This window comes from Dactylosporangium sp. NPDC006015, from assembly GCF_040614215.1.
GTDB classification, from domain to species: domain Bacteria; phylum Actinomycetota; class Actinomycetes; order Mycobacteriales; family Micromonosporaceae; genus Dactylosporangium; species Dactylosporangium maewongense.
In genome coordinates this window covers 141783-161190 of the sequence record NZ_JBEXUD010000006.1, presented here as the reverse complement: position 1 = coordinate 161190, position 19408 = coordinate 141783, and the positions used below count along the sequence as shown (strand labels likewise).

Sequence of the window (19408 nt, the reverse complement as noted above, 5' to 3'; positions counted from 1 at the left end):
GCCCGGTGGCGGCCGGGCAGGGCCGTCGCGACGTTGGGTTCGCCATGCGCCCAGTACCGAATCTGTGAAGATTCTTAACTGAGAGCGCTCTCACAGCATCGGGTCGAGATCGGAACATGTCAATAGTCGCGGGACTGGCCGGGTGGCTACCTGTTCGGGACGTGCGACCGCCGGCGCGGGGTGGCCTCCACGGTCGAGACCCGGTCCCGGCCGCGGACCTTCGCGTCGTACAGGGCGCGGTCGGCGGCGGCGAGCAGCGCCTCCGCCTCCGTGGCGCCGGACCGGGTGGACGCGAGGCCGATGCTCAGCGTCGGCAGCCCGTCGGGCAGGTCGGTGATCCCGGCGACCGCGGCCCGCACCGCCGCCGCGATGCGCCGCGCCACCGGCACGCCACCCTCGACGATCACGGCGAACTCGTCGCCGCCGAGCCGGGCCGCGACGGCACCGTCCGCGGCCGCGTCGCGCAGCGCCGCGGCGACCTGGACCAGGACGGTGTCGCCGGTCGCGTGCCCCCACGTGTCGTTGATGGTCTTGAAGTGGTCGACGTCGACGATGAGCAGGCAGTGCTCGGCGGCGGTCGTCCGGGCCGCGTCCAGCGCGGTGGCGAGGTCACGGTCGAACGCCCGTCGGTTGGGCAGGCCGGTCAGCGGGTCGGTGGTCGCCTGCCGCTCCAGCATCGTGACGAGCGCTTCCTCGCGGCTGCGCAGCTTCGTCACCACGACCGTCAGCACGCAGTACGCGGTGACGAGGGCCGCGACGTCGGTGAGCCCGACCCCCACCGGCTGCAGCGTGAACGTCACCGCGGCGTCGGTCACGCTCGCCGCGGCGAGCAGCGCGTACGCCACGTCCTTGCGCAGGAACGTCGCGGCGTAGATGAGCGGCCACAGATAGTACAGGTGTCCGCTGACGCTCACGTCCTCGGTGGCGAGATTCAGCCCACCGATGATCGCTACGCCGAGTATCGGCACAGCGACCCAGAACGGCTCCGGAACCCGCTGCGGAACCAGCCGGCAGCACGCCCCGGCGAAGATCATCGCGCCCGCGGTGATCACCGTCGCGACGATGCCCGCGGCGCTGCCGGCGAAGCCGGGGACCAGCAATGCGCAGGTCCCGACCACCGCGCCGCCGAGCATGAGGAAGTACGCGACGGCGCGCGTCGCGGCCGCCCTGTCCCGGGCGAGGATCATCGACCGGCGCGGTTCCCCCACCCCGGCAGATTCGGCATCCGGGCCCCGCATCTGAGCACAACGTGACGATCAGGGGGTGTGCCTACCCCCTGCGTCGGCTGCGGACCACCTACAATTCCCCAGCGGTTCGCTGATCGTTGGGTTGCGGACGCAAGGGGCGATCGACGATCGGGGGCGCATTGCCTGCTCGGGGAAACGGGTCACCTGCCGTCCCGCAGACCGGCGAACACGTCGTCGATCAGGGGACGGCCGGGTGCCCGGCCGTGCTGGACGAACCACTCGCGCCCCATCAGCAACCGGAACAGCGGCCGCGGCAGCTTCTGCAGGATCTCCAGCGTGCGCCGTCCGGTGTCGGCGCCGGCCTGACTGGCGTGCGCGGCCATCGACGCGCGCTTGGCCGGGGCGTAGCGGCGCACGTCGACACGGTGCGTGATGCGCTCCGGGTCGGCGAAGGTGCCGGCGAAGCGCGCCGGGTGGAAGTCCGCCGGCACGCCCGGCAGCCAGTGCACGGCGCGCAGCACCCGCTGGAGCAGCCGCCGGTCGACCGTCGCCTCCAGCACCACCGGCGTCCCGGCGAGCTGCGCCGCGAGGGTCCCGACCCGGTGCACCTGCACGTGGTCGGGGTGGCCGTAGCCGCCGGCCGGGTCGTAGACGGTCAGCACGTCCGCGCGCTCCTCCGCCAGCAGCGCGGCCAGCCGCCCGGCCGCCTCCCGGGGGTCCGCGTCGGCGAACGCGCCGGCCGCCCCGGACGGCGCGTCGGCCATCCCGGAGTCCTCGTAGTCGAGGCACTCGACCCGGGCACAGCCGAGCGCCTCCGCCGACGCGTGCAGCTCGGCCAGGCGGCGCCGCGCGAGGGGCCCCTCCGCGAGCACCGCCGAGGACGCCAGCCCGGCCCCTCCGGCGGTGGCGACGACGAGGACCACGCGGTGCCCCTCCGCGGCGGCCCGGGCGAGGGTCCCGGCGGTCAGCAGCGCCTCGTCGTCGGGATGCGCATGAAACGACACCATCGTGTACGGCACCGGCCAATGCTCCCATCTCTCCCGGGACGTCGGCCGTCACCACCTCGGAGCCGCAGTTCATGAGAATCGCGCACGTCACCGACTTCTACCTTCCCCGTCTCGGCGGCATCGAGATGCACGTGCACGACCTGGCCCTCCGTCAGCAGGCGGCCGGCCACGACGTCGAGATCGTCACCACTACGCCCGGCACCTCCGCGGACGACGGTGAGCTGCGGGTGCACCGGCTGTCGGAGCGGCTCTTCGTGCTGCCCGCCGAGGTGCGCCCCGGCGTGCTGCGGGCGGGCCGTTCGCTGCTGCTGTCCGGCCGGTACGACGTGCTGCACGTCCACGCCGGGCCGGCCTCGCCGCTCGCCTTCGCCGCCGCCGGGCTCGCCGAGCACGTCCCGACGGTCGTGACGATCCACTCGCTGCTGTCACACCTGGAGTACGCGTTCCGGGCCCTCGACGGCGCCGCCGGCTGGTCGCGCTGGCCGGCCGTGTGGACGGCGGTCAGCGACGTCGCCGCGGAGCCCCTGCGGCGCCTGGTGTGGCCCGCGCAGGTGCACGTGCTGCCCAACGGCATCGACGCCGACCGGTGGCGGATCCAGCCGCACCCCACCGACCCGCGGGGCGTGCTGGTCGTCGCCGTGATGCGCCTGGCCGCCCGCAAGCGCCCGCTGCAGCTGCTGCGGATGCTGCGCCGGGCCCGGCTGGCGCTGCCCGGGACGACCGGCCTGCGGGCGGTGATCGCCGGCGACGGCCCGCGCCGCCCGGCGATGGAGCGCTACCTGCGCCGCCACGGAATGGCCGGATGGGTGAGCCTGCCCGGTAGGCTGTCCCGGTCGCAGATCAGGTCGCTGTTCGCGCAGGCCGACCTGTTCGTCGCGCCGGCGATCCTGGAGTCCTTCGGGATCGCGGCGCTGGAGGCCCGGTGCGCCGGGCTTCCCGTGGTCGCGCGGGCCGAGGGCGGAATCGGCCATTTCATCACCGATGGCAGGGAGGGTGTCTTGGTCGACAGCGACGCCGCGATGGCCGACGCGATCGCCGCGCTCGCCACCGATCCGGAGCGGCGCGGCCGTATCGCCGCGCACAACCTGGCGACGTCGCCACCGGTCGCGTGGCCGGACGTCCTCGCCCGGACCACCAGCATGTACGACCTGGCCGCCGCGGCGCACCACGCTCCGATCGGCGCGCGCGCGTGACCGGGCCGGAGCGCAGCGGAGTGCCCGGTCACCATTGGCACAGTGCCGGGTCGCGCCGACTCCGGAGCGCAGCGGAGGCGGCGGCGTGACCCTGAACCCCGTTACCGAACGTCCCACCACCGCTCCGGTCACCCGGCGGCGCCGCCCCAACATCCTGGGCGAGCTGCTGATCGTGGTGCTGCTGGTCAAGGTGTACGACCTGATCCGCTCCCTGGCCGCGGTCCGGGAGGCGCCCGCGCACCGGCACGGCGCCGAGGTGCTCTCGATCGAGCGGCTCCTGCACCTGGACTGGGAGCTGGCCGCCAACCGGTGGCTGACCGACCACCCGCCGCTCGCCCTGGCCGCGGTGTACTGGTACCAGTTCGCCCACATCGGCGTGGCGCTCGCGGCGCTCATCTGGTGCTACATCGCCGGGCCGGAGCTGTACCGGCCGATGCGCAACGCCCTGGTCATCACCAACGTGACCGGGATGACCGTCTTCTACCTGCTGCCGGTCATGCCGCCGCGGCTGATGCCCGGCGGCGGCTACGTCGACACGATCCGCGAGGCCGGCTTCAGCCTCGACCACGGCGGCCAGGTGCCCGCCGACCAGTACGCGGCGATGCCGTCGCTGCACCTGGCGTGGGCGGTCTGGACCGCGAGCGTCGCGGCGGCGCTCCTGGCGGCCCGCGGGCTGCACAGGTGGCGGGCGCTGTGCTACCTGTACCCCACGACCACCGGCGTCGTCGTGGTCGTCACCGCCAACCACTGGGTCCTCGACGTCGTCGCCGGGGTCGCCGTCGGGCTGGCCGCGGTCGCGCTCGCCCCGGCGCTGCCGCCGTTGCCGGACCGGCTCACCACCTGGCCGTCGCGCGTCTGGCGGTCGTGGCGCGGCGGTTCGCCGTCCGGCACGCCGTCCTTGCGCGGCGGGTCGACGTCCGGTGCGCCGGAATCCGTGTCGTTGCGCGCCGGCGCGCCGTCTGGCACACCGGACTCCACGTCGTTGCGCGGCGGGTCGACGCCCGGTGCGCCGGACCGGGCGCCGTCGTGGCGTGGCGCGTCGCCGGACTCCGCGGCGCCGGAGCGGGCACCGTGGCGGCACGAACCGTCGGACGCGGCGCATGACCGGACATCGCGGCACGCAGCGCCCGACCGGACGCCGTCGCGGCGGGACGCGTCGTCAGACTCCGCGGCACCGGGGCGGACACCGTGGCGGCACGAACCGTCGGACTCCGCGGCGCACGACCGGGCAGCGGCGCGGTCGGTCCCGGTGTCAGATGATGCGGCGGCGCAGCAGGACCGCCAGGACGAAGGCACTGGGCAGCAGCGGCACCCACACCGTGATCAGGCGATACCCCACCACCGCACCGAGCGCGACCGCGGAGGAGACGCCGATCGCGGTCAGGCCGGCCAGCATGGCGACGTCGAGCGCGCCGATGCCGCCGGGTGACGGCACGAACGCCGACAGCGTCGACACCACCAGGTAGAGCACGACGGCCGTGCCGACCGTCACCGCCACGCCCAGGCTGCGCAGCACCGCGTACAGGATGATTGCGTGCAGCAGGGGCGTGGAGAACGACCCGAGCCAGAGGGCGGCGGCCCGGTAGGGGTCGCGCAGCACGCCCCAGAGGCGGCGCAGCTCCTCGCCGACCCTGCGCCCCGCCCCGGCCGCCCGCTCCGCCATCCGGCGGCGCCACGCCGGGCGCACGGCGGCCGCGAGGCCCGCCGCGAGCGCCAGACCGCAGACGGCGAGCAGGATCCAGCCGGCCGGCCCGGCGGCCCGCGCCACGGAGTCGCGCCACGACCCGGGCACGTGGATGCCGCGGGCGAGCGACGGGCTGATCGCGACGGCCACCACGAGCAGCAGCGTGTGCGTGACCGCGCCGACGAGCGTGTTGAGCCCGACGGATCCGACCGCGGCGCCCGGGCCGAGACCGTGCTTGCGCAGGAACCGGATGTTGATGCCCATCCCGCCCGAACCGGCCGGCAGCACGTGATTGGCGAACGATGCCGCCACCTGTACCGCCAGCAGCCGGCCGACCGGCGGCCGCAGCGACATCGAGCCGATCTGCGTCACCGTGCCGGCCACCCAGATCGACGCGGTGCCGAGGGCGGCGACGACCAGCCAGGCGCTGTTGGCCCGGGCAAGCCCGGCGGCGCCGGCGCTGACGGTCGACCAGTGCGTGACGCCGAGCACCACCACGGTGACCGCGACGGCGATCGCGAGCAGCATCCGGGGCAGCGACGAGCCCAGCACGCTGCTCTTGCCGGTCTCCTCGGTGGCCTCGGCCGCCTCGGTCGCCACGGTGTCCGGCGCGGCGTCCTCGCAGGCTGCCTGGTTCACGCTCATTCCGCTCCTACCGCTCGTGCGACCGACGGAACATACCTGACGGGCCCCTGGGCGTGAATCGGCCCAATTCCTGCATTGCGCCTGATCCGGGCGCCAATTCTACAGATGGCCCGTTGCTGCCCACGGTCGCGGACCGACCCGCACCGGCCTGGTGAACGCATGGCAACTCCCCTGCTACCCGCCGAAGACGGCCGCGAAGGCCGCGCGGACCGGGGAGCCGCTGACCCGGTCGTACACGGCGAAGACCACCTCGTCGAACCGGTCGACCTCACCGAGCGCGGCGGCGAACGCCCCGGCCACGTCGGCCGGCTCGTTGCGGAACACCCCGCAGCCCCAGCCGCCGAGGATCAGCCTGCGGTGACCGTACGCGGCCGCGACCGCGAGGACGCGACGGGCCCGGCGGTGCAGGATCGCCGGGACGTCGCCGGCGTCGCCCGGCTGGTTGCGCAGGATCGCGCCCAGGTTCGGCGCGGCGGAGGTCAGGAACGCGGCGCGGTGCGGCACGTCGAGCAGCCGGCCCTTGTCGTCGCGGAACACCGGCACGCCCGGCGAGTGGATGACCCGGTCGCTGTAGCGCAGGTCCCGCTGCTCGCGGTGGAACGCGTAGAACTCGGGCGCCGCCCGCAGGCACGGGTACAGCGCCGAGGCGCGGGCCAGGCTCTCCTCCTGCGCGACCGCGCCGCCGAGGAAGCCGCCACCCGGGTTCTTCGCCGACGCGAACACCAGGCACGCCACGTCGTCGCCCAACCTTCTGGCGGCGGCCAGCGTCGACTCGCCCGTGACCGCGATGCTCGCCTTCGTGGGCCCGCCCTGCGGCGGCGGCAGGGTCTCGTCCGGCAGGTACAGCGTCGTCCCGGCGACGGCGGCCCGCACCGCCGGGCCGATGTCCACGACGCCGCCGGCCTCGGTGCGGTACTCCCCCGCCTCGGCGATCGCGACGGTCTGCCGGGCGATCTCCCGCAGCCTCCCGCTCATGCCGCGGGCCTCTGACCATGTGTTGGCACCCGGCCACGGTACCGGCCGGGCGCCAGCCGGTTGGGCCGCTCCGGAGACGGGTACGTGACTGGTATGCCTCTCGACGCGCAACCGCCGCGGCGGAGGGGGACCGTTGGGCACCCCTACAGCCCGCTGAACCTGCGCCTGGTGCTGGCCACGTTCGGCCTCGTCACCTCGATCGCCTTCGCGGTGCTGCTCTTCCGCGCCCACCTGCCACTGCCCGCGTGGGCGTTCGTGGTCCTCGCCGCAGTCGCCGCTGTCGACCTCGTCGTCGTGCAGCTCCGCCGCCGGGCCCGCGGCGGCCACCACTCGCTCTTCGAATAGCCCCGGTTGATCCATCGACGCCGCGGGCATAGGTGAGCCATGCCATGGATCGTGTGGGTGCTGGTGGGTGCCGTGTCGCTGCGCGCCGGGATCGGGCTCCTGGTGCTGTGGGACCGCCGCGCCGCGGCCGCGCGCCGCTCCCCCACCGCAACCGGCTGACCTCGGGCGCGGCTCGCCCACCTTCGGGCGACAGGTGCTATCGACCGGCGGTTATGCCACGCTGACGGTTGGGTACCACCCACCACACGCCCGGCGACGCCGCACGGAGGGATGGCTCGATGTCCACACCCGTGAGGCGATCACACGCCCGGCGCCCCCTCGCCGAGCGCCGCATGGTGGCCGCGGTCCTCGCGGTCGCGCTGCTGGTCCTGTTGGTGCTGCTGCTGTCGTACTGCGTGGCGAACCGCACCAACCGCAACGGCGCCGCCCCGGGCACCACCCCGACCGCGTCCCACACCGCCTCCCCGCCCGCCCCCACCCGAACCGGTTCCCCGACAGGCACGAGCGGCGCAGGCAGCACCTCGACGACCGCGGGCGGCAGCTCCAAGGCCCCCGGCGGCGCGACGGGCGGCGCGACCGGCAACGCAACGGGCGGCGCGACCGGCAGCTCGGCAGGTGCGGCGAGCGGCAACTCGGCGGGCGTGACAGGCAACTCGACGGCCACCGCCACCGGTGCCGGCTCGACAGGCGCCCCCGCAACTCCCAGCGGCGCCCCCGGAACAGGCGGCGGCGGAGGCCTCGGCATGCGCAACCCTCTTCTCGCCGGCACGGGCATAGCCCTGCTCCTCATCGCCGCGGCCCTGACCGTCTTCCGCCTCCGCCCGGCTTCCGGCTGGCGCTGATGCACCCCGAACCACCCACCACCCCGACGGATGCCACCGCCCCACCCCGGATAAGTCCGGGCGCCAGCGCCGGACCTATCCGACATTTCGGATTTGTCCGGGGAGGGAAGACGGAGAAGGCATCCGCCGCGCAGAACGGAAAGGCGGAGAAGGCATCCGCCGCGCAGAACGGGAAGGAAGAGAGCCCCGCCACCCAGGACAGCGCGAAGGACGGCACCGCAGCGGAGGGCGCTGTAGGGCGGGTTGTCGGGCGGGGGCGGGAGCGGTGGGCAGCGATGGAGGACCGGCGGCGGAGGCGGGTCCTCGACGTCGTGACCGCTGTCTGTGCCGTGGCCGGGCTCGCGCTCGTGATCGTCGGGGCGGCGCCGGCGGAGGAGCCGCAGCGTCGCACCGAGCAGGCCGCCGCGGCAGCCGATCAGGAAGTGCTCGGGCCACCCGGGCCCCGCGTGTCCGTCCGAGCGACGGCCGCGGCCTCCAACACCACCACCGGCGCCGCGTCTGGCTCCTCACCAGCCCCCGGGACAGGGGCAGGCGGGGGCGGCACGGCGGTGGGGATGGGGTTCTCGGTGCCCGTACACCTCGAGATCCCGGCGATCGGGGTCAGCACGGCGCTCATGGGGCTCGGGCTCAACCCTGACGGGACGATCGAGGTGCCGCCGCTGCGGGCCAAGGCGCCGGCGGGGTGGTACCGGCAGCTCGCCGCGCCCGGGGAGGTCGGGCCGGCGGTGGTCCTCGGGCACGTCGACACGAGGAGTGACGGGCCGGCGGTGTTCTACCGGTTGCGGGACCTGCGGCCGGGCGACGAGGTCAGCGTGCGCAGGGCCGACGGGCGCACGGCGGTGTTCGGGGTGGACCGGGTCGAGGAGTATGCGAAGGCGCAGTTCCCGTCCGACGAGGTCTACGGCGCGGTCGACCGGCCGGTGCTCCGGCTCATCACGTGCGGTGGGACGTTCGATCGGCTGCGGCGGTCGTACCGTGGCAACGTCGTCGTCTTCGCGACGCTGCGCCGGGCCGGGTGAGGGCGTGACCGTAGGGTCTGCAGGATGTTCGCGACGATGTTCGTGGCCGCGCTCGTCGCGGTGGTCTACTGCGTCCTGATCGCCCGGCACCTGATGGTGGCCAAAGCGGAGCGCGGTGGGCAAAAGCACGACGTCGAGGCCGCGGCGGCCCGGGAACTGCTGGACGGCACGATGACCAGGGCCGAGTACCGCGCGACGATGGAGTCCGTCGCGCGGCAGGCGGGGCACCTGATCAGGGTGCCGGAGTGAGTCAGATGCGCTTCGGGGCGGGCGGCAGCTGCATCGGCGGGCGTTGCATCGGCAGCGCCGGGCGGCCGTAGAGCTCGATCGCCTTCTTCGCGAGGGCCTTCGTCGCGCCCGCGTTGGCGAAGCTGCCGAGGATGATGGCGGCGCCGGGGACGATCTTCGCGAAGATGCGCTTCGCGGCCTTGACGCCGGCCATCTGGGCGAGCTTGAGGCCGAGGGTCAGCAGCATCTGGTTGATCGGCCGGCGCTTGTCCGGCAGCAGCGCCCCGATGCCCTCCCGGCCGCGCGCGACCTGCAGCGCGGTGCGGGCCGTCTGCGTGTACTTGTGCACGCCCTGCAGGACGAGCAGCTCGGTGGCCCGTTCGGGGTCGGCCGGGTCGTGCCCGTACGCGACGGCGATGAGCAGCACCATCTTCGCCTGCGTCCAGGCGAGCACGCCGACGTCGAGCACCGCCCCGGCCAGCCCCACGGCGCCGGAGACCGCCCCGGAGAGCCGGGCGTGGTTGGTGTACCGGTATGCCACCATGCTCGCGATGGCCTCCGGCGGGGCGCCCGGGTTCTGGGCGCGCAGCTTCTGCAGTTCGAGGACCATCTTCGGCCCGATCCTGGTGACGGCCTCGAGCGCGAGGTGCTCCGGCGCGTACTCGGGGTCGGCCCGCATCTTCTGCCACAGCCCCGGTGGCGGCCCGTCGTCGACACCGTCGGGCGACGGCTGCGAGGGCTGCGGCCCGGGACCCTCGTCGCCGGGCACCCACGGCGGACCCGGGTCGACCATCGGCGCCCGCGGCGGCCCGCCGTCGTCATCGATCCCCGCTGCGCCACCAGCAGAAGCCGCGGAAGCCACGAAAGGCGCGGAAGGCGCGGCGTTGGACGCCCAGATCGGGGCAGGGGGAACGGCTTGCGAGGCGCCGTCGGCGTGGTCGGGGGTCTGCGGCGGCACGTCGGTCACACGAAGACTGTAGGAGATCCACGCAAACAGCGCGCGGACCGATATCCGACCGCACCCGCGCCGCTACCAGCGTCCGCGCCCGCGGGTCACTCCGCGAGCCGGGCCGCGTGCCGGTGCTGTTGTTCGGTGGCGAACGACATGAACTCGACCATGTGGCGCAGCGTCGCGTCGTCGTACCGGGCGAGGTGCTCCTGCCCCTCGGCCACGATCGGGCCATAGATCTCCGCGACGACCCGGTGCGCGTGCGGCGTCGGGTGGACGGTGACCCGGCGGCGGTCGGCGGAGTCGCGCTCGCGGGTCACGTACCCGGCGCGCTCGAGCCGGTCGATCGCCGTCGTCACGCCGCCCGTGGTGAGCCCGGCGGCGGCCGCGAGCTCCCCCGGGCTGAGCGGTGACGGCGCGAACAGCAGCTCCAGGCAGCGCGTGTCGGTCCGGTTCAGCCCGAGCCGGTCGGCGACGCGCTGGTCGAGCACGTCGACAGCGCGCTGGTACGCCTGCATGACCTGGCCCAGCTCGGCGAGCAGATCGGCGCGTGCGGTCGTTCCCACTTGCCGATCGTACGGGATCCCTCGTACGCTAAGACACTAGAAAATCTAGCTACTCGACAATCAAGGAGTATCGGATGCGCGTGATCGTGATCGGTGGCGGCACCGGCGGCATGTGCCTCGCGCACGGCCTCCGGCGGGCAGGGGTGGACGTGCGGGTCTTCGAGCGCCACCGGACGCGGACCGACGGGCTGCACGGCTACCGGGTCGGCATCGACCCCGACGGCAGCCGGGCGCTGAAGGCGTGCCTGCCCCCCGACGTGTACGACCTGTTCGTCCGCACCTGCGCGCGACCGCCGGAGACGTTCGCGTTCCTGGACGAGCGGCTGCGCCGCACGCTCACCGTGCCGCTGCGGACACCCACCGACGACGTCAACGACGAGAAGTCCGTCAGCCGGATGACGCTGCGGCAGGTCCTCTACACGGGCATGACCGACGTCGTCCGCTTCGGCAGCGACTTCACCCACTATGAACAGACCGAAACCGAAATAACGGCATATTTCGCTGACGGCAGCTCGGTCACCGGCGACCTGCTCGTCGGCGCCGACGGGACCAACTCGCGGGTGCGCGCCCAGAAGCTGCCGCACGCCCGCGTCGAGGACTCCGGCGTCGTGGCGATCGGCGGGAAGGTGCCGCTCACCGGCGAGACGCGGGCGCTGCTGCCCGAGGGCGTGTTCCCCGGCATCGGCCTGGTCCTCGCCCCGCGGGGCATGGCCTGCATCCTGCACGTCATGGAGTTCCCGTGGGGCCCCGGCGGCGGCTCGCCCGTGCCCGGCGACCCGACGGTCGACCACGTCAACTGGGGCGTCTCCGCGCACCGCGACCGCTTCCCCGCGGACGTCACCGGCCTCGACGGCCCGCGGCTGATCGCGCAGACCCTCGCCATGACCCCGCGGTGGAGCCCGGCGCTGCGGCGGCTCTTCACGCTCACCGACCCCGCCACCTGCTTCCCGATCAACATCCGCACGTCGGTGCCGGTGCCGGCGTGGCCGACCGACCGCGTCACGCTGCTCGGCGACGCCATCCACACCATGACCCCCGGCCAGGGTGTCGGCGCCAACACCGCGCTGCGCGACGCCCACAACCTCGTGCGGGCATTGACCTCCGGAAGCCGTTCGCCGCAGGTGTACGAGCGGCAGATGCTCGACTACGGCTTCGCCGCCGTGGCCGCCTCGAAGGCCCGCACCGGCGGCGACCAGCTGGTCCACCGGCCGGTGATCGGGCGGCTGGCCCTGGCCGGCCAGCGGGCGTTCCTGCGGACCACCGACCGGGTCCCGGCGCTGAAACGGAGGTTCGAGGCTTCGCTGTACACCACCCGCGGCGGCGACAGGGAGTAATTCGGGGCGCGTGCCGTCGGGGCGCCGGTAGGGTGCGGCGCGTGACAGACATCGTGCGGGGCAGCGTCGCACCCGGGTTCGAGGCGGTCCGGTCGGCGTTCGAGGACCTGTTCAGCTCGGGCGCGGAGACCGGCGCGTCGGTCGCGGCCCACGTGGGCGGCGCACTCGTCGTCGACCTGTGGGGCGGCTGGGCCGACACGGCGAGGACCCGCCCGTGGGAGCCCGGCACGCTGTCGACCGTGTTCTCCGCCGGCAAGCCGGTCGCCGCGATGGCCGTGCTGCGCAGGATCGCCGACGGCAGGATCGACCTGGACGCGCCGATCGCGACGTACTGGAAGGCGTTCCCCCACCCGTCCGCCACCGTCCGCCACGCCCTGTCCCACCAGGCGGGCCTGCCCGCGGCCCGCTCGGCCGCCACCGCTCCCCTACCGCCGGCCGGCGGCGACCCGCACCCCGGTTCCGCCGCCTTCCCCCTTCCGAACATTTCCGAAATTCTCGACAGCTCCCGGTTCGCGGCGGCGATCGCGGCCACGCCGCTGGAGTGGGAGCCGGGGACGGCGTTCGGGGAGCACGCCCTCACGTACGGCACCATCCTCGGCGAGATCCTCCTCGGCGCCACCGGCGAGACGGTCGGCGAGGTCGTGCGCACGTTCGGCCTCGACGTCCACTTCGGACTGTCCACCGCGGACGGCGCCCGCTGCGCCGAGGTCGAGCACGCCACCCCCGACTGGCCCGAGCGCCAGCTGTCCGGCCACGGCGAGCTCTGGTCCCGCGCGCTCGGCCCGGTCGAGCTGCTCGCCACCGACGTCGTCAACGGCCCACTCTGGCGCACCGGCGAGCTGCCCGCCGTCAACTGCCACGCGACCGCCCGCGGCCTCGCCGCCTTCTACGAGGCCCTGCCCCGCCTGCTGCCCGCACCGCTGCTCACCGAGGCGCTCGGCCCCCAGGCGGTCGGCGTCGACCGGCTCCTGGAGGAGGACGCGACCTGGACCCTCGGCTGGCGCCGCGACGGCTCCTGGTTCGGCATGGGCGGCATCGGCGGCTCCTCCGCCGGGCACGACGAGTCGCTGGGCTACAGCCTCGCGTACGTCACCCGCCGCCTCGGCGACCACGGCCGCGGCGACACCATGTACGACACCCTCGAGGCCATCCTCCGCGGGTAGCCCCCGCGAAGGGGCGTCAGCGGCCGCCGGCGACGCGGATCGTGGTGCCGGTGGCGTACGACGCGGCGTCGCTGAGCAGCCAGGCGATCGCCTCGGCGATCTCGGCGGGCTCGCCGGGGCGGCCGAGCGGGAGGTTCGGGCCGGCCTTCTCCGCGCGGTCCGGGTCGCCCGAGACGGCGTGCATCTCGGTGCGGATGATGCCGGGGGCGACGCCGTTGACGCGGATACCGGCCGGGCCGAGCTCCTTCGCCAGGCCGACGGTCAGCGTGTCGACGGCGGCCTTGGTGGCGGCGTAGTGGATGTACTCGCCGGGGCTGCCCAGCGTGGCGGCGCCCGAGGAGACGTTGACGATCGCGCCGCCGCGGGGCAGGACGCGGGCGGCCTCGCGGGCGCACAGGAAGGCGCCGACGAAGTTGACGTCGACGACGCGGCGCAGGTCGGCGGTGCGCAGGTCGGCGAACGGGCCCATCGGGGACGTGACGGCGGCGTTGTTCACCAGGCCGGTGACCGGGCCGAGCTCGGCGGCGGCGGTCGCGAAGAGCCGGGCCACGTCCTCCTCCACCGACGTGTCGACCTGCACGGCGACCGCGTGGCCGCCGGCGGCCGCCACGGCGGAGACCACGGAGGCGGCCGAGGCGGCGGACTGCTGGTACCCGACGGCGATCCGGTGCCCGTCCGCGGCGAGCCGGACGGCGGTGGCGGCGCCGATGCCCCTGCTGCCGCCCGTGATGATGGTGATCTTCTCCACCACGGCAGCTTAGGCGAGCGAGGCCCGGGTGTGGGGCAGCCGCCAGCCGGACAGGTCGGGGCCGAGGGGCACGACGCCCGACGGGTTGATGTCGCGGTGGACCTCGTAGTAGTGGCGCTTGATGTGCTCGAAGTCCACCGTGTCGCCGAAGCCCGGGGTCTGGAACAGGTCGCGCGCGTAGTCCCACAGGACCGGCAGCTCGGTGAGCTTCTGCCGGTTGCACTTGAAGTGCCCGTGGTAGACCGCGTCGAACCTGACCAGCGTGGTGAACAGGCGGATGTCGGCCTCGGTGATCTGGCCGCCGACGAGGTACCGCCGGGTCGACAGCCGCTCCGACAGCCAGTCCAGCCGGGCGAACAGCCGCTCGTAGGCGGCCTCGTAGGCCTCCTGCGTGCCGGCGAACCCGGCCCGGTACACGCCGTTGTTGACGTCCTTGAAGACCAGCGCGTTGACCTCGTCGATCTCCTCGCGCAGCGCCGGCGGGTACAGCTGCGGCGAACCGGGCCGGTGAAACTCCGCCCACTCCGTGGAGAGGTCCAGGGTGATCTGCGCGTAGTCGTTGGTGACGACCTGGCCGGTGGTGACGTCGACGACGCACGGCACGGTGATGCCGCGCTCATAGCCGGGGAAGCGGGCGAAGTACGCGTCCTGGATGCGCTCGATGCCGAGCACCGGGTCGCGCCCGCCCGGGTCGAGGTCGAAGGTCCAGCTGCGCGGGTCGTGCGTCGGGCCGCAGACGCCCATCGAGAGGACGTCCTGCAGCCCGAGCAGCTCCCGCACGATGATCGCCCGGCTCGCCCACGGACAGGCCCGGCTCACCACCAGCCGGTAGCGGCCGGGCTCGACCGGGTAGCCGTCCCGTCCGTCGGCGGTGATGCGGGTGGTGATGTAGTTCTGGTCCCGCTTGAACTCGCCCGTCGACCGGTATGCACCCATGCGTCCTATGCTGCCACCCGCGCGTACCGCTCGCCCGGCTCCGCGGTCAGCGACCGCTTCGCACCGCGGGACGTGTCGTCGGCGAGGACCTCGTCGCGGTCCTGCTCGATCGCGTCGAAGACCTGGACCGCCACCGCGTCCGGGCTGATCTTCGGGGCGTCGACCGACGCGGCCATGTCGGTGTCGACGTAGCCGACGTGCAGGCCCGTGACCCCGATGCCGCGCGGCGCGAGCTCCAGGCGCAGCGCGTCGCTGGCGGACCACAGGGCGGCCTTGGTCGCGCTGTACGACCCGCCGAGCGCCACCCACGACAGCGCCGAGTGCACGTTGACGATCCGGCCGCCGCCGTTGGCGAGCAGCTGCGGCACGAACGCTCGGGTGACGTTGAGCGGGCCGTAGAAGTTCGTCTCGAACTCGCGCCGGATGTCCACCAGGTCGCCGGTGACGTAGCTGGCGCCGACGTAGATGCCGGCGTTGTTGACCAGGACGGTGACGTCGCCGGTGCGCTCGGCTGCCCGCCGCACCGACTCGGGGTCGGTCACGTCGAGCGCGACGGCCTCGACCCCCGGCGCGGTCACCGTGCGCGGGTCGCGGGCCGCGGCGTACACCTTCCGGACGCCCCGCGCCTGCGCCTGCGCCACCAGGGCCTTGCCGATGCCCCGGTTGCCGCCCGTCACCAGCACCACTGCCTGCTTGAGATCCATGTCCGCGCTCCCCTCCGACCGGGCGGAAACCGATCGGTTTCCGCTCCCGATGGCAACCATAAACCGATCGGTTTACGATTGGGGTGTGACCTCTCCGACACGGGACCGCCTCTTGCGTGCCGCCGCCGACCTGTTCTATGCGGAGGGTGTCGGCGCGGTCGGCGTCGAGCGCCTGTGCCAGACCGCGGGCGTGTCGAAGCGGTCGATGTACCAGCTGTTCGCCACCAAGGACGACCTGGTCGCCGAGGCCCTGCGGGTGCACGGACCCGCCACCGTCGCGCGCTACTTCGCCCCCGAGGACACGGCTCCGTCGCCGCGCGAGCGGATCCTGCACGTGTTCACGACGCTGGAGGAGCAGGCGGGCTCACCAGGCTTCCACGGGTGCCCGTTCGCCAACACGACGATCGAGCTGCACGACGCGTCGCACCAGGCCAGCCGCGTCGCGCTGGAGTTCAAGGAGCAGCTGGAGGGGTACTTCCAGCGCCAGGCCGCCCTGCTCGGCGCCCCGGACCCGGGGCAGCTCGGCACGCAGCTGCTGATGCTCTTCGACGGCGCCTCCGTCCGCGCCGTCATGCGCGGCGCGGCGATCGGTGACGTCGCCAGCCGTACCGCGGCCATGCTGCTGGACATGACCTCCGGGGTAATCGACCCGGCTACCTCCGGCGGGCGAGGATCGGGGGCATGACGGCATACGCGCTCGCGCACCTGCACACCCCGACGATCAACGAGGACGTCCTGGTCTACCTGGAGCGCATCCAGGCGACGCTGGACCCGTTCGGCGGCACGTTCATCGCCCACGGCCCCGACGTGGAGGTCCGTGAGGGCGACTGGCCCGGCACGGTCGTGGTCATCGCCTTCCCAACGCTTTCCGCCGCCCGCTCCTGGTACGACTCCCCCGCCTACCAGGAGATCCTGCCGCTGCGCACGGACCACATCGCCGGCTCCGCGATCCTGTTCGACGGGGTCCGCCCGGGTCACGACCCCGCGAAGATGGCCGCCGCGATCCGGGCCTCCTGACAAAGGGCGTATACAGTTTGGCGCGTGTCCATGGACCGGATCGACACCAGCGTCGCCCACCCCGCGCGGCGGTACAACTACTGGCTCGGCGGCAAGGACAACTTCGCCGCCGACCGCGCCTCCGCCGACGCGATCGCCGCGGCCTGGCCGAGCGCGCCGATCGCGGCCCGGGAGAACCGGCGCTTCCTCGGCCGCGCGGTGCGGTTCCTGGCCGGCGAGGCGGGCATCCGCCAGTTCCTGGACATCGGCACCGGCCTGCCGACCGCCGGCAACACGCACGAGGTCGCCCAGGCGATCGACCCGTCGGCCCGGGTGGTCTACGTCGACAACGACCCCATGGTCATGGTCCACGCCAGGGCGCTGCTGACCAGCGCCCCCGAGGGCAGGACCGCCTACCTGGAGGCGGACCTGCGCGACCCGGGCCGCATCCTCGCCCACCCCGACCTGCGGGCGACGCTGGACTTCACCCGGCCGATCGGCCTGATGCTCGTCGCGGTCCTGCACTTCATCCACGGCGAGGGCGCCGGCGCGCCGATCGTGCGGGAGCTGCTCGCCGCCCTGCCCGAGGGCAGCTACCTCGTGGCCAGCAACGCGACGAAGGACTTCCTCCCGCCGCAGATCTCGCAGGTGTACGACCGGATGCTCGCCGCCGGGCAGACCGACATCTGGCCGCGGACCGAGGCCGAGTTCGGCGCCCTGTTCGACGGGCTGACGCTGGTCGACCCGGGCGTCGTCGCGGTGCACGAGTGGCGCCCCGACACCGCGCCGGACCCGGCACTGACGCCCGCGGACGTGTCCGTCTACGGGGCCGTCGGCAGGCTGTAGCCCTTCTTCCCGATCCCGTCGAGGAGGCGGTCGAGCCCCGCCGGCCCTCGCCACGGCGTGAGCGTGGTCAGCGTTCGTGCAGGGTGTCCACGTCGGCGCCGTGGTCGAGCAGGAACCGCACGGCCCGGTCGAGGTCGGCCTGCCGGAGCACCAGCGCCCCGACCCGCGTCTTACGGGCCGGCTGCGCCCCGCGGTCGTACACGTCGACGCCGCGCGCCCGCACCTCCAGCCGCCACCGCCCGTCGTCGGTGACCAGCACCCGCATCCCCCGCACCGCATGATTCTGGTGCCGCTAGGACCCGATTCGCCGCCCAAATCGCAAAAATCGGATTTGCCGGACGAAGCGGCGGGTCACCACTGGGCGTAGGGGACGTTCCAGTCGCCGAGGCCGTCGGTGAGCTGCAGGTTCTTGGGGGTGTTGCGGACCTCGACGACGTCGCCGACGTCGAAGGTGTCGTAGAACCACTTGGCGTGGTCGGGGGCCACGTTGATGCAGCCGTGGGAGGTGTTCTCCTTGCCGTGCTTGGGGATGTTCCAGTCGGCGAGGTGGACGTACTCCCCCGAGAGCGAGATGCGGCACGCCAGCCGGATCTTCTCCTCGTAAAAGTTCGGGTCGTTCTTGTTGGTGACGCCGTAGCTGGCGGAGCTCATGGTGACCAGGGGTTCCTTGGTCATGAGGACGTGGACGCCGCTGGCGGTGAGGTAGTCGATCTTCTCGCCCTTGGAGCCGACGGTGCCCTTGCCGCCCCTGCCCATGCTGCAGGGGATCCGGCGGACCATCTGGCCGTCGATGTAGCACTCCATCTGCTTGGTGTTGGAGTCGGCGATGGCGATGCGCGACTTGCCGATGGAGAAGCCGGCGGAGGCGTTGGTGCCGCCGTAGACGCCGTTGCCGATGTCGACGCCGAGGAGGTTGGCGTTGACCTTCACGGTGGTGCCGGGGGCCCAGTACTTCTCGGGGCGCCAGTGGGCGCTCTGCGCGCTCACCCAGTGCCACTTGCCCTCGACCTCGGGCGAGGTCGTCACCTTCATGGCCTGCTCGACGGCGTCCTTGTTGGTGACGGCCTTGTTGAAGAAGACGATGACGGGCTGGCCGACGCCATACGTGTTGCCGTTCTTCAGCGCGAGCATCGGGTTGGCCTGGAACGTGATGGACACCGTGCTCGCGGGCTTCAGCGTGGTGAAGGTCGCGGTCTGGTTGACGGCGGCGCCGCCCGCGTCGACACCGGTGACCGTGACGGTGTAGGTCTGCCCGTAGGCGAGGGCGCCCGTCGACTGCCAGCCGTGCTTGTCCTCGGCGAGCGTGCCGGCCAGGTTCTTGCCGCCCGCGGCGACCGTGACGGTGTCGAGCGTGCCGTTCTCGATCGCGACGGTGACCGGGCTCGACGGCGCGACGTCCTTGCTGTCGGCGGCGGGCGTGATGGTGACCTTGGCCGGCTGGGCGCCGCCACCGCCCCCGCCACCCGCGCCGCCGGTCGAGCCGGCGTCGGTCTTCTTCGGCGTGTCGGAGCACCCCGCCAGCACCGCGGCGGTCGCGACTCCCGCACCCGTGACCAGCACCCTACGACGACTCAGCATGTCTCGTCCCTCCCCGCCCGCGAACGCTACCCACACGAAGACGTCTCGCAAAACCCTTCGCGTTGCACACGACAGTGAGGAATTCGGCTATTCCACGGTCAGCTCGACCTGGTTCGGGTAGAAGGCGACCCGCTTCGCGATCGGCTCGACGGCCGGATAGGGCGTCTCGTAGGTCCAGATGACGTTGGTCAGCTCACGGTCGGGGGTGACGACGCTGTAGTACGACGCGTCGCCCTTGAACGGGCAGTGGGTCTGGTGCTCGGTGCGCCGCAGCAGCGACTGGTCCACGTCGCCCAGCGGCAGGTAGTACACCGGCGGGTAGGTCGACTCCTGCAGGGTGAGCGCGTCGGTGGTGTCGGCGACGGTGACGCCGTCGACGCGGACCGTCACGCGCCGGCCGGTCGGCGTGACGGTGATCGGGTGGCTCGCATCGGGGATCTTCATGGTCCCGACCCTAGCTCGC

General features: G+C 73.3%; 22 protein-coding genes and 1 pseudogene. 11 read left to right on the top strand and 12 right to left on the bottom strand.

Going from position 1 to position 19408, the window contains the following annotated elements; genetic code table 11:
* Positions 1-146: 146 nt before the first annotated feature.
* Both ABZ321_RS13145 and ABZ321_RS13140 read right to left on the bottom strand, forming a co-directional pair.
* Positions 147-1208, bottom strand: a complete 1062-nt coding sequence (locus ABZ321_RS13145; RefSeq protein ID WP_354891033.1) for a GGDEF domain-containing protein — start codon at positions 1206-1208, stop codon at positions 147-149.
* 179 nt (positions 1209-1387) lie between these two features.
* Positions 1388-2206 (bottom strand): PIG-L family deacetylase, encoded by an 819-nt coding sequence (locus ABZ321_RS13140; RefSeq protein WP_344504794.1) that lies wholly within the window; start codon positions 2204-2206, stop codon positions 1388-1390.
* Positions 2207-2265: 59 nt separating this feature from the next.
* Here ABZ321_RS13140 and ABZ321_RS13135 point away from each other — a divergent pair, with 59 nt between their 5' ends.
* Positions 2266-3387 (top strand): glycosyltransferase family 4 protein, encoded by a 1122-nt coding sequence (locus tag ABZ321_RS13135; RefSeq protein ID WP_344504793.1) that lies wholly within the window; start codon positions 2266-2268, stop codon positions 3385-3387.
* 85 nt (positions 3388-3472) lie between these two features.
* Positions 3473-4177 (top strand): annotated as a pseudogene (locus ABZ321_RS13130) (phosphatase PAP2 family protein); the annotation flags it as partial.
* Between the two features lie 462 nt (positions 4178-4639).
* On the opposite strand, the gene ABZ321_RS13125 reads toward ABZ321_RS13130, so the two are convergent.
* Complete coding sequence (locus ABZ321_RS13125; protein WP_354891032.1) at positions 4640-5710, bottom strand: lysylphosphatidylglycerol synthase transmembrane domain-containing protein; 1071 nt, start codon at positions 5708-5710, stop codon at positions 4640-4642.
* Positions 5711-5890: 180 nt separating this feature from the next.
* The gene (locus ABZ321_RS13120; RefSeq protein WP_344504791.1) at positions 5891-6691 is read right to left on the bottom strand and encodes a TIGR02452 family protein; all 801 of its coding nucleotides are present in this window, start codon (positions 6689-6691) and stop codon (positions 5891-5893) included.
* A gap of 93 nt (positions 6692-6784) precedes the next feature.
* On the opposite strand from ABZ321_RS13120, the gene ABZ321_RS13115 reads away from it, so the two are divergent.
* From ABZ321_RS13115 to ABZ321_RS13100, 4 genes are all read left to right on the top strand, one after another.
* Complete coding sequence (locus tag ABZ321_RS13115) at positions 6785-7036, top strand: DUF6343 family protein (protein WP_344504815.1); 252 nt, start codon at positions 6785-6787, stop codon at positions 7034-7036.
* Between the two features lie 278 nt (positions 7037-7314).
* Positions 7315-7878, top strand: coding sequence for a hypothetical protein (locus tag ABZ321_RS13110; protein WP_354891031.1), 564 nt, complete (start codon positions 7315-7317; stop codon positions 7876-7878).
* A gap of 275 nt (positions 7879-8153) precedes the next feature.
* Positions 8154-8897, top strand: coding sequence for a class F sortase (locus ABZ321_RS13105; protein ID WP_354891030.1), 744 nt, complete (start codon positions 8154-8156; stop codon positions 8895-8897).
* A gap of 24 nt (positions 8898-8921) precedes the next feature.
* Positions 8922-9146, top strand: coding sequence for a hypothetical protein (locus ABZ321_RS13100; protein ID WP_354891029.1), 225 nt, complete (start codon positions 8922-8924; stop codon positions 9144-9146).
* Position 9147: 1 nt separating this feature from the next.
* On the opposite strand, the gene ABZ321_RS13095 is transcribed toward ABZ321_RS13100, so the two are convergent.
* Positions 9148-10092 carry an EcsC family protein gene (locus ABZ321_RS13095; RefSeq protein ID WP_354891028.1) on the bottom strand — a complete coding sequence of 315 codons (945 nt, stop codon included), beginning with the start codon at positions 10090-10092 and terminating at the stop codon, positions 9148-9150.
* Positions 10093-10178: 86 nt separating this feature from the next.
* The gene (locus ABZ321_RS13090) at positions 10179-10640 is read right to left on the bottom strand and encodes a MarR family transcriptional regulator (protein ID WP_344504786.1); all 462 of its coding nucleotides are present in this window, start codon (positions 10638-10640) and stop codon (positions 10179-10181) included.
* A 74-nt stretch (positions 10641-10714) separates the two neighbouring features.
* Between ABZ321_RS13090 and ABZ321_RS13085 the strand changes: the two genes are divergently transcribed.
* Both ABZ321_RS13085 and ABZ321_RS13080 read left to right on the top strand, forming a co-directional pair.
* Positions 10715-11974 (top strand): NAD(P)/FAD-dependent oxidoreductase, encoded by a 1260-nt coding sequence (locus tag ABZ321_RS13085; RefSeq protein ID WP_354891027.1) that lies wholly within the window; start codon positions 10715-10717, stop codon positions 11972-11974.
* A gap of 41 nt (positions 11975-12015) precedes the next feature.
* Positions 12016-13137, top strand: coding sequence for a serine hydrolase domain-containing protein (locus tag ABZ321_RS13080; RefSeq protein WP_354891026.1), 1122 nt, complete (start codon positions 12016-12018; stop codon positions 13135-13137).
* Positions 13138-13153: 16 nt separating this feature from the next.
* Here ABZ321_RS13080 and ABZ321_RS13075 read toward each other — a convergent pair whose 3' ends face one another.
* The 3 genes from ABZ321_RS13075 to ABZ321_RS13065 are packed head-to-tail and all read right to left on the bottom strand — an operon-like array spanning position 13154 to position 15525.
* The gene (locus ABZ321_RS13075) at positions 13154-13885 is read right to left on the bottom strand and encodes an SDR family oxidoreductase (protein WP_354891025.1); all 732 of its coding nucleotides are present in this window, start codon (positions 13883-13885) and stop codon (positions 13154-13156) included.
* Positions 13886-13894: 9 nt separating this feature from the next.
* Positions 13895-14821 (bottom strand): glutathione S-transferase C-terminal domain-containing protein, encoded by a 927-nt coding sequence (locus ABZ321_RS13070; protein ID WP_344504783.1) that lies wholly within the window; start codon positions 14819-14821, stop codon positions 13895-13897.
* A 5-nt stretch (positions 14822-14826) separates the two neighbouring features.
* Positions 14827-15525, bottom strand: a complete 699-nt coding sequence (locus ABZ321_RS13065; protein WP_344504782.1) for an SDR family oxidoreductase — start codon at positions 15523-15525, stop codon at positions 14827-14829.
* An 85-nt stretch (positions 15526-15610) separates the two neighbouring features.
* Between ABZ321_RS13065 and ABZ321_RS13060 the strand changes: the two genes are divergently transcribed.
* From ABZ321_RS13060 to ABZ321_RS13050, 3 genes are read left to right on the top strand one after another with little or no spacing between them, the layout of a single operon-like run.
* On the top strand, positions 15611-16210 hold the full coding sequence (locus tag ABZ321_RS13060; RefSeq protein ID WP_354891024.1) for a TetR/AcrR family transcriptional regulator: 600 nt from the start codon (positions 15611-15613) through the stop codon (positions 16208-16210).
* Positions 16207-16542 carry a DUF1330 domain-containing protein gene (locus ABZ321_RS13055; RefSeq protein WP_344504780.1) on the top strand — a complete coding sequence of 112 codons (336 nt, stop codon included), beginning with the start codon at positions 16207-16209 and terminating at the stop codon, positions 16540-16542. The genes ABZ321_RS13060 and ABZ321_RS13055 overlap by 4 nt, the downstream gene beginning before the upstream one ends.
* A gap of 30 nt (positions 16543-16572) precedes the next feature.
* A complete protein-coding gene (locus ABZ321_RS13050; RefSeq protein ID WP_344504813.1) occupies positions 16573-17367 on the top strand; it encodes an SAM-dependent methyltransferase in 795 nt (264 codons plus the stop codon).
* Positions 17368-17434: 67 nt separating this feature from the next.
* Here the strand turns inward: ABZ321_RS13050 and ABZ321_RS13045 are convergent, their stop codons facing one another.
* The 3 genes from ABZ321_RS13045 to ABZ321_RS13035 form a co-directional block, all read right to left on the bottom strand.
* Positions 17435-17641: a hypothetical protein gene (locus tag ABZ321_RS13045; protein ID WP_354891023.1), complete on the bottom strand. Its 207-nt coding sequence runs from the start codon at positions 17639-17641 to the stop codon at positions 17435-17437.
* 77 nt (positions 17642-17718) lie between these two features.
* Positions 17719-18945 carry an Ig-like domain-containing protein gene (locus tag ABZ321_RS13040; RefSeq protein WP_354891022.1) on the bottom strand — a complete coding sequence of 409 codons (1227 nt, stop codon included), beginning with the start codon at positions 18943-18945 and terminating at the stop codon, positions 17719-17721.
* Between the two features lie 87 nt (positions 18946-19032).
* A complete protein-coding gene (locus ABZ321_RS13035) occupies positions 19033-19389 on the bottom strand; it encodes a DUF427 domain-containing protein (protein WP_344504777.1) in 357 nt (118 codons plus the stop codon).
* Positions 19390-19408: the final 19 nt, after the last annotated feature.

Excerpts from the sequence above, each read along its gene's own strand:
- ABZ321_RS13135 (WP_344504793.1), top strand. The coding sequence starts at position 2,266 with ATGAGAATCGCGCACGTCACCGACTTCTACCTTCCCCGTCTCGGCGGC.
- ABZ321_RS13120 (WP_344504791.1), bottom strand. The coding sequence starts at position 6,691 with ATGAGCGGGAGGCTGCGGGAGATCGCCCGGCAGACCGTCGCGATCGCC.
- ABZ321_RS13115 (WP_344504815.1), top strand. The coding sequence starts at position 6,785 with ATGCCTCTCGACGCGCAACCGCCGCGGCGGAGGGGGACCGTTGGGCAC.
- ABZ321_RS13110 (WP_354891031.1), top strand. The coding sequence starts at position 7,315 with ATGTCCACACCCGTGAGGCGATCACACGCCCGGCGCCCCCTCGCCGAG.
- ABZ321_RS13105 (WP_354891030.1), top strand. The coding sequence starts at position 8,154 with ATGGAGGACCGGCGGCGGAGGCGGGTCCTCGACGTCGTGACCGCTGTC.
- ABZ321_RS13100 (WP_354891029.1), top strand. The coding sequence starts at position 8,922 with ATGTTCGCGACGATGTTCGTGGCCGCGCTCGTCGCGGTGGTCTACTGC.
- ABZ321_RS13085 (WP_354891027.1), top strand. The coding sequence starts at position 10,715 with ATGCGCGTGATCGTGATCGGTGGCGGCACCGGCGGCATGTGCCTCGCG.
- ABZ321_RS13070 (WP_344504783.1), bottom strand. The coding sequence starts at position 14,821 with ATGGGTGCATACCGGTCGACGGGCGAGTTCAAGCGGGACCAGAACTAC.
- ABZ321_RS13065 (WP_344504782.1), bottom strand. The coding sequence starts at position 15,525 with ATGGATCTCAAGCAGGCAGTGGTGCTGGTGACGGGCGGCAACCGGGGC.
- ABZ321_RS13055 (WP_344504780.1), top strand. The coding sequence starts at position 16,207 with ATGACGGCATACGCGCTCGCGCACCTGCACACCCCGACGATCAACGAG.
- ABZ321_RS13050 (WP_344504813.1), top strand. The coding sequence starts at position 16,573 with ATGGACCGGATCGACACCAGCGTCGCCCACCCCGCGCGGCGGTACAAC.
- ABZ321_RS13040 (WP_354891022.1), bottom strand. The coding sequence starts at position 18,945 with ATGCTGAGTCGTCGTAGGGTGCTGGTCACGGGTGCGGGAGTCGCGACC.
- ABZ321_RS13035 (WP_344504777.1), bottom strand. The coding sequence starts at position 19,389 with ATGAAGATCCCCGATGCGAGCCACCCGATCACCGTCACGCCGACCGGC.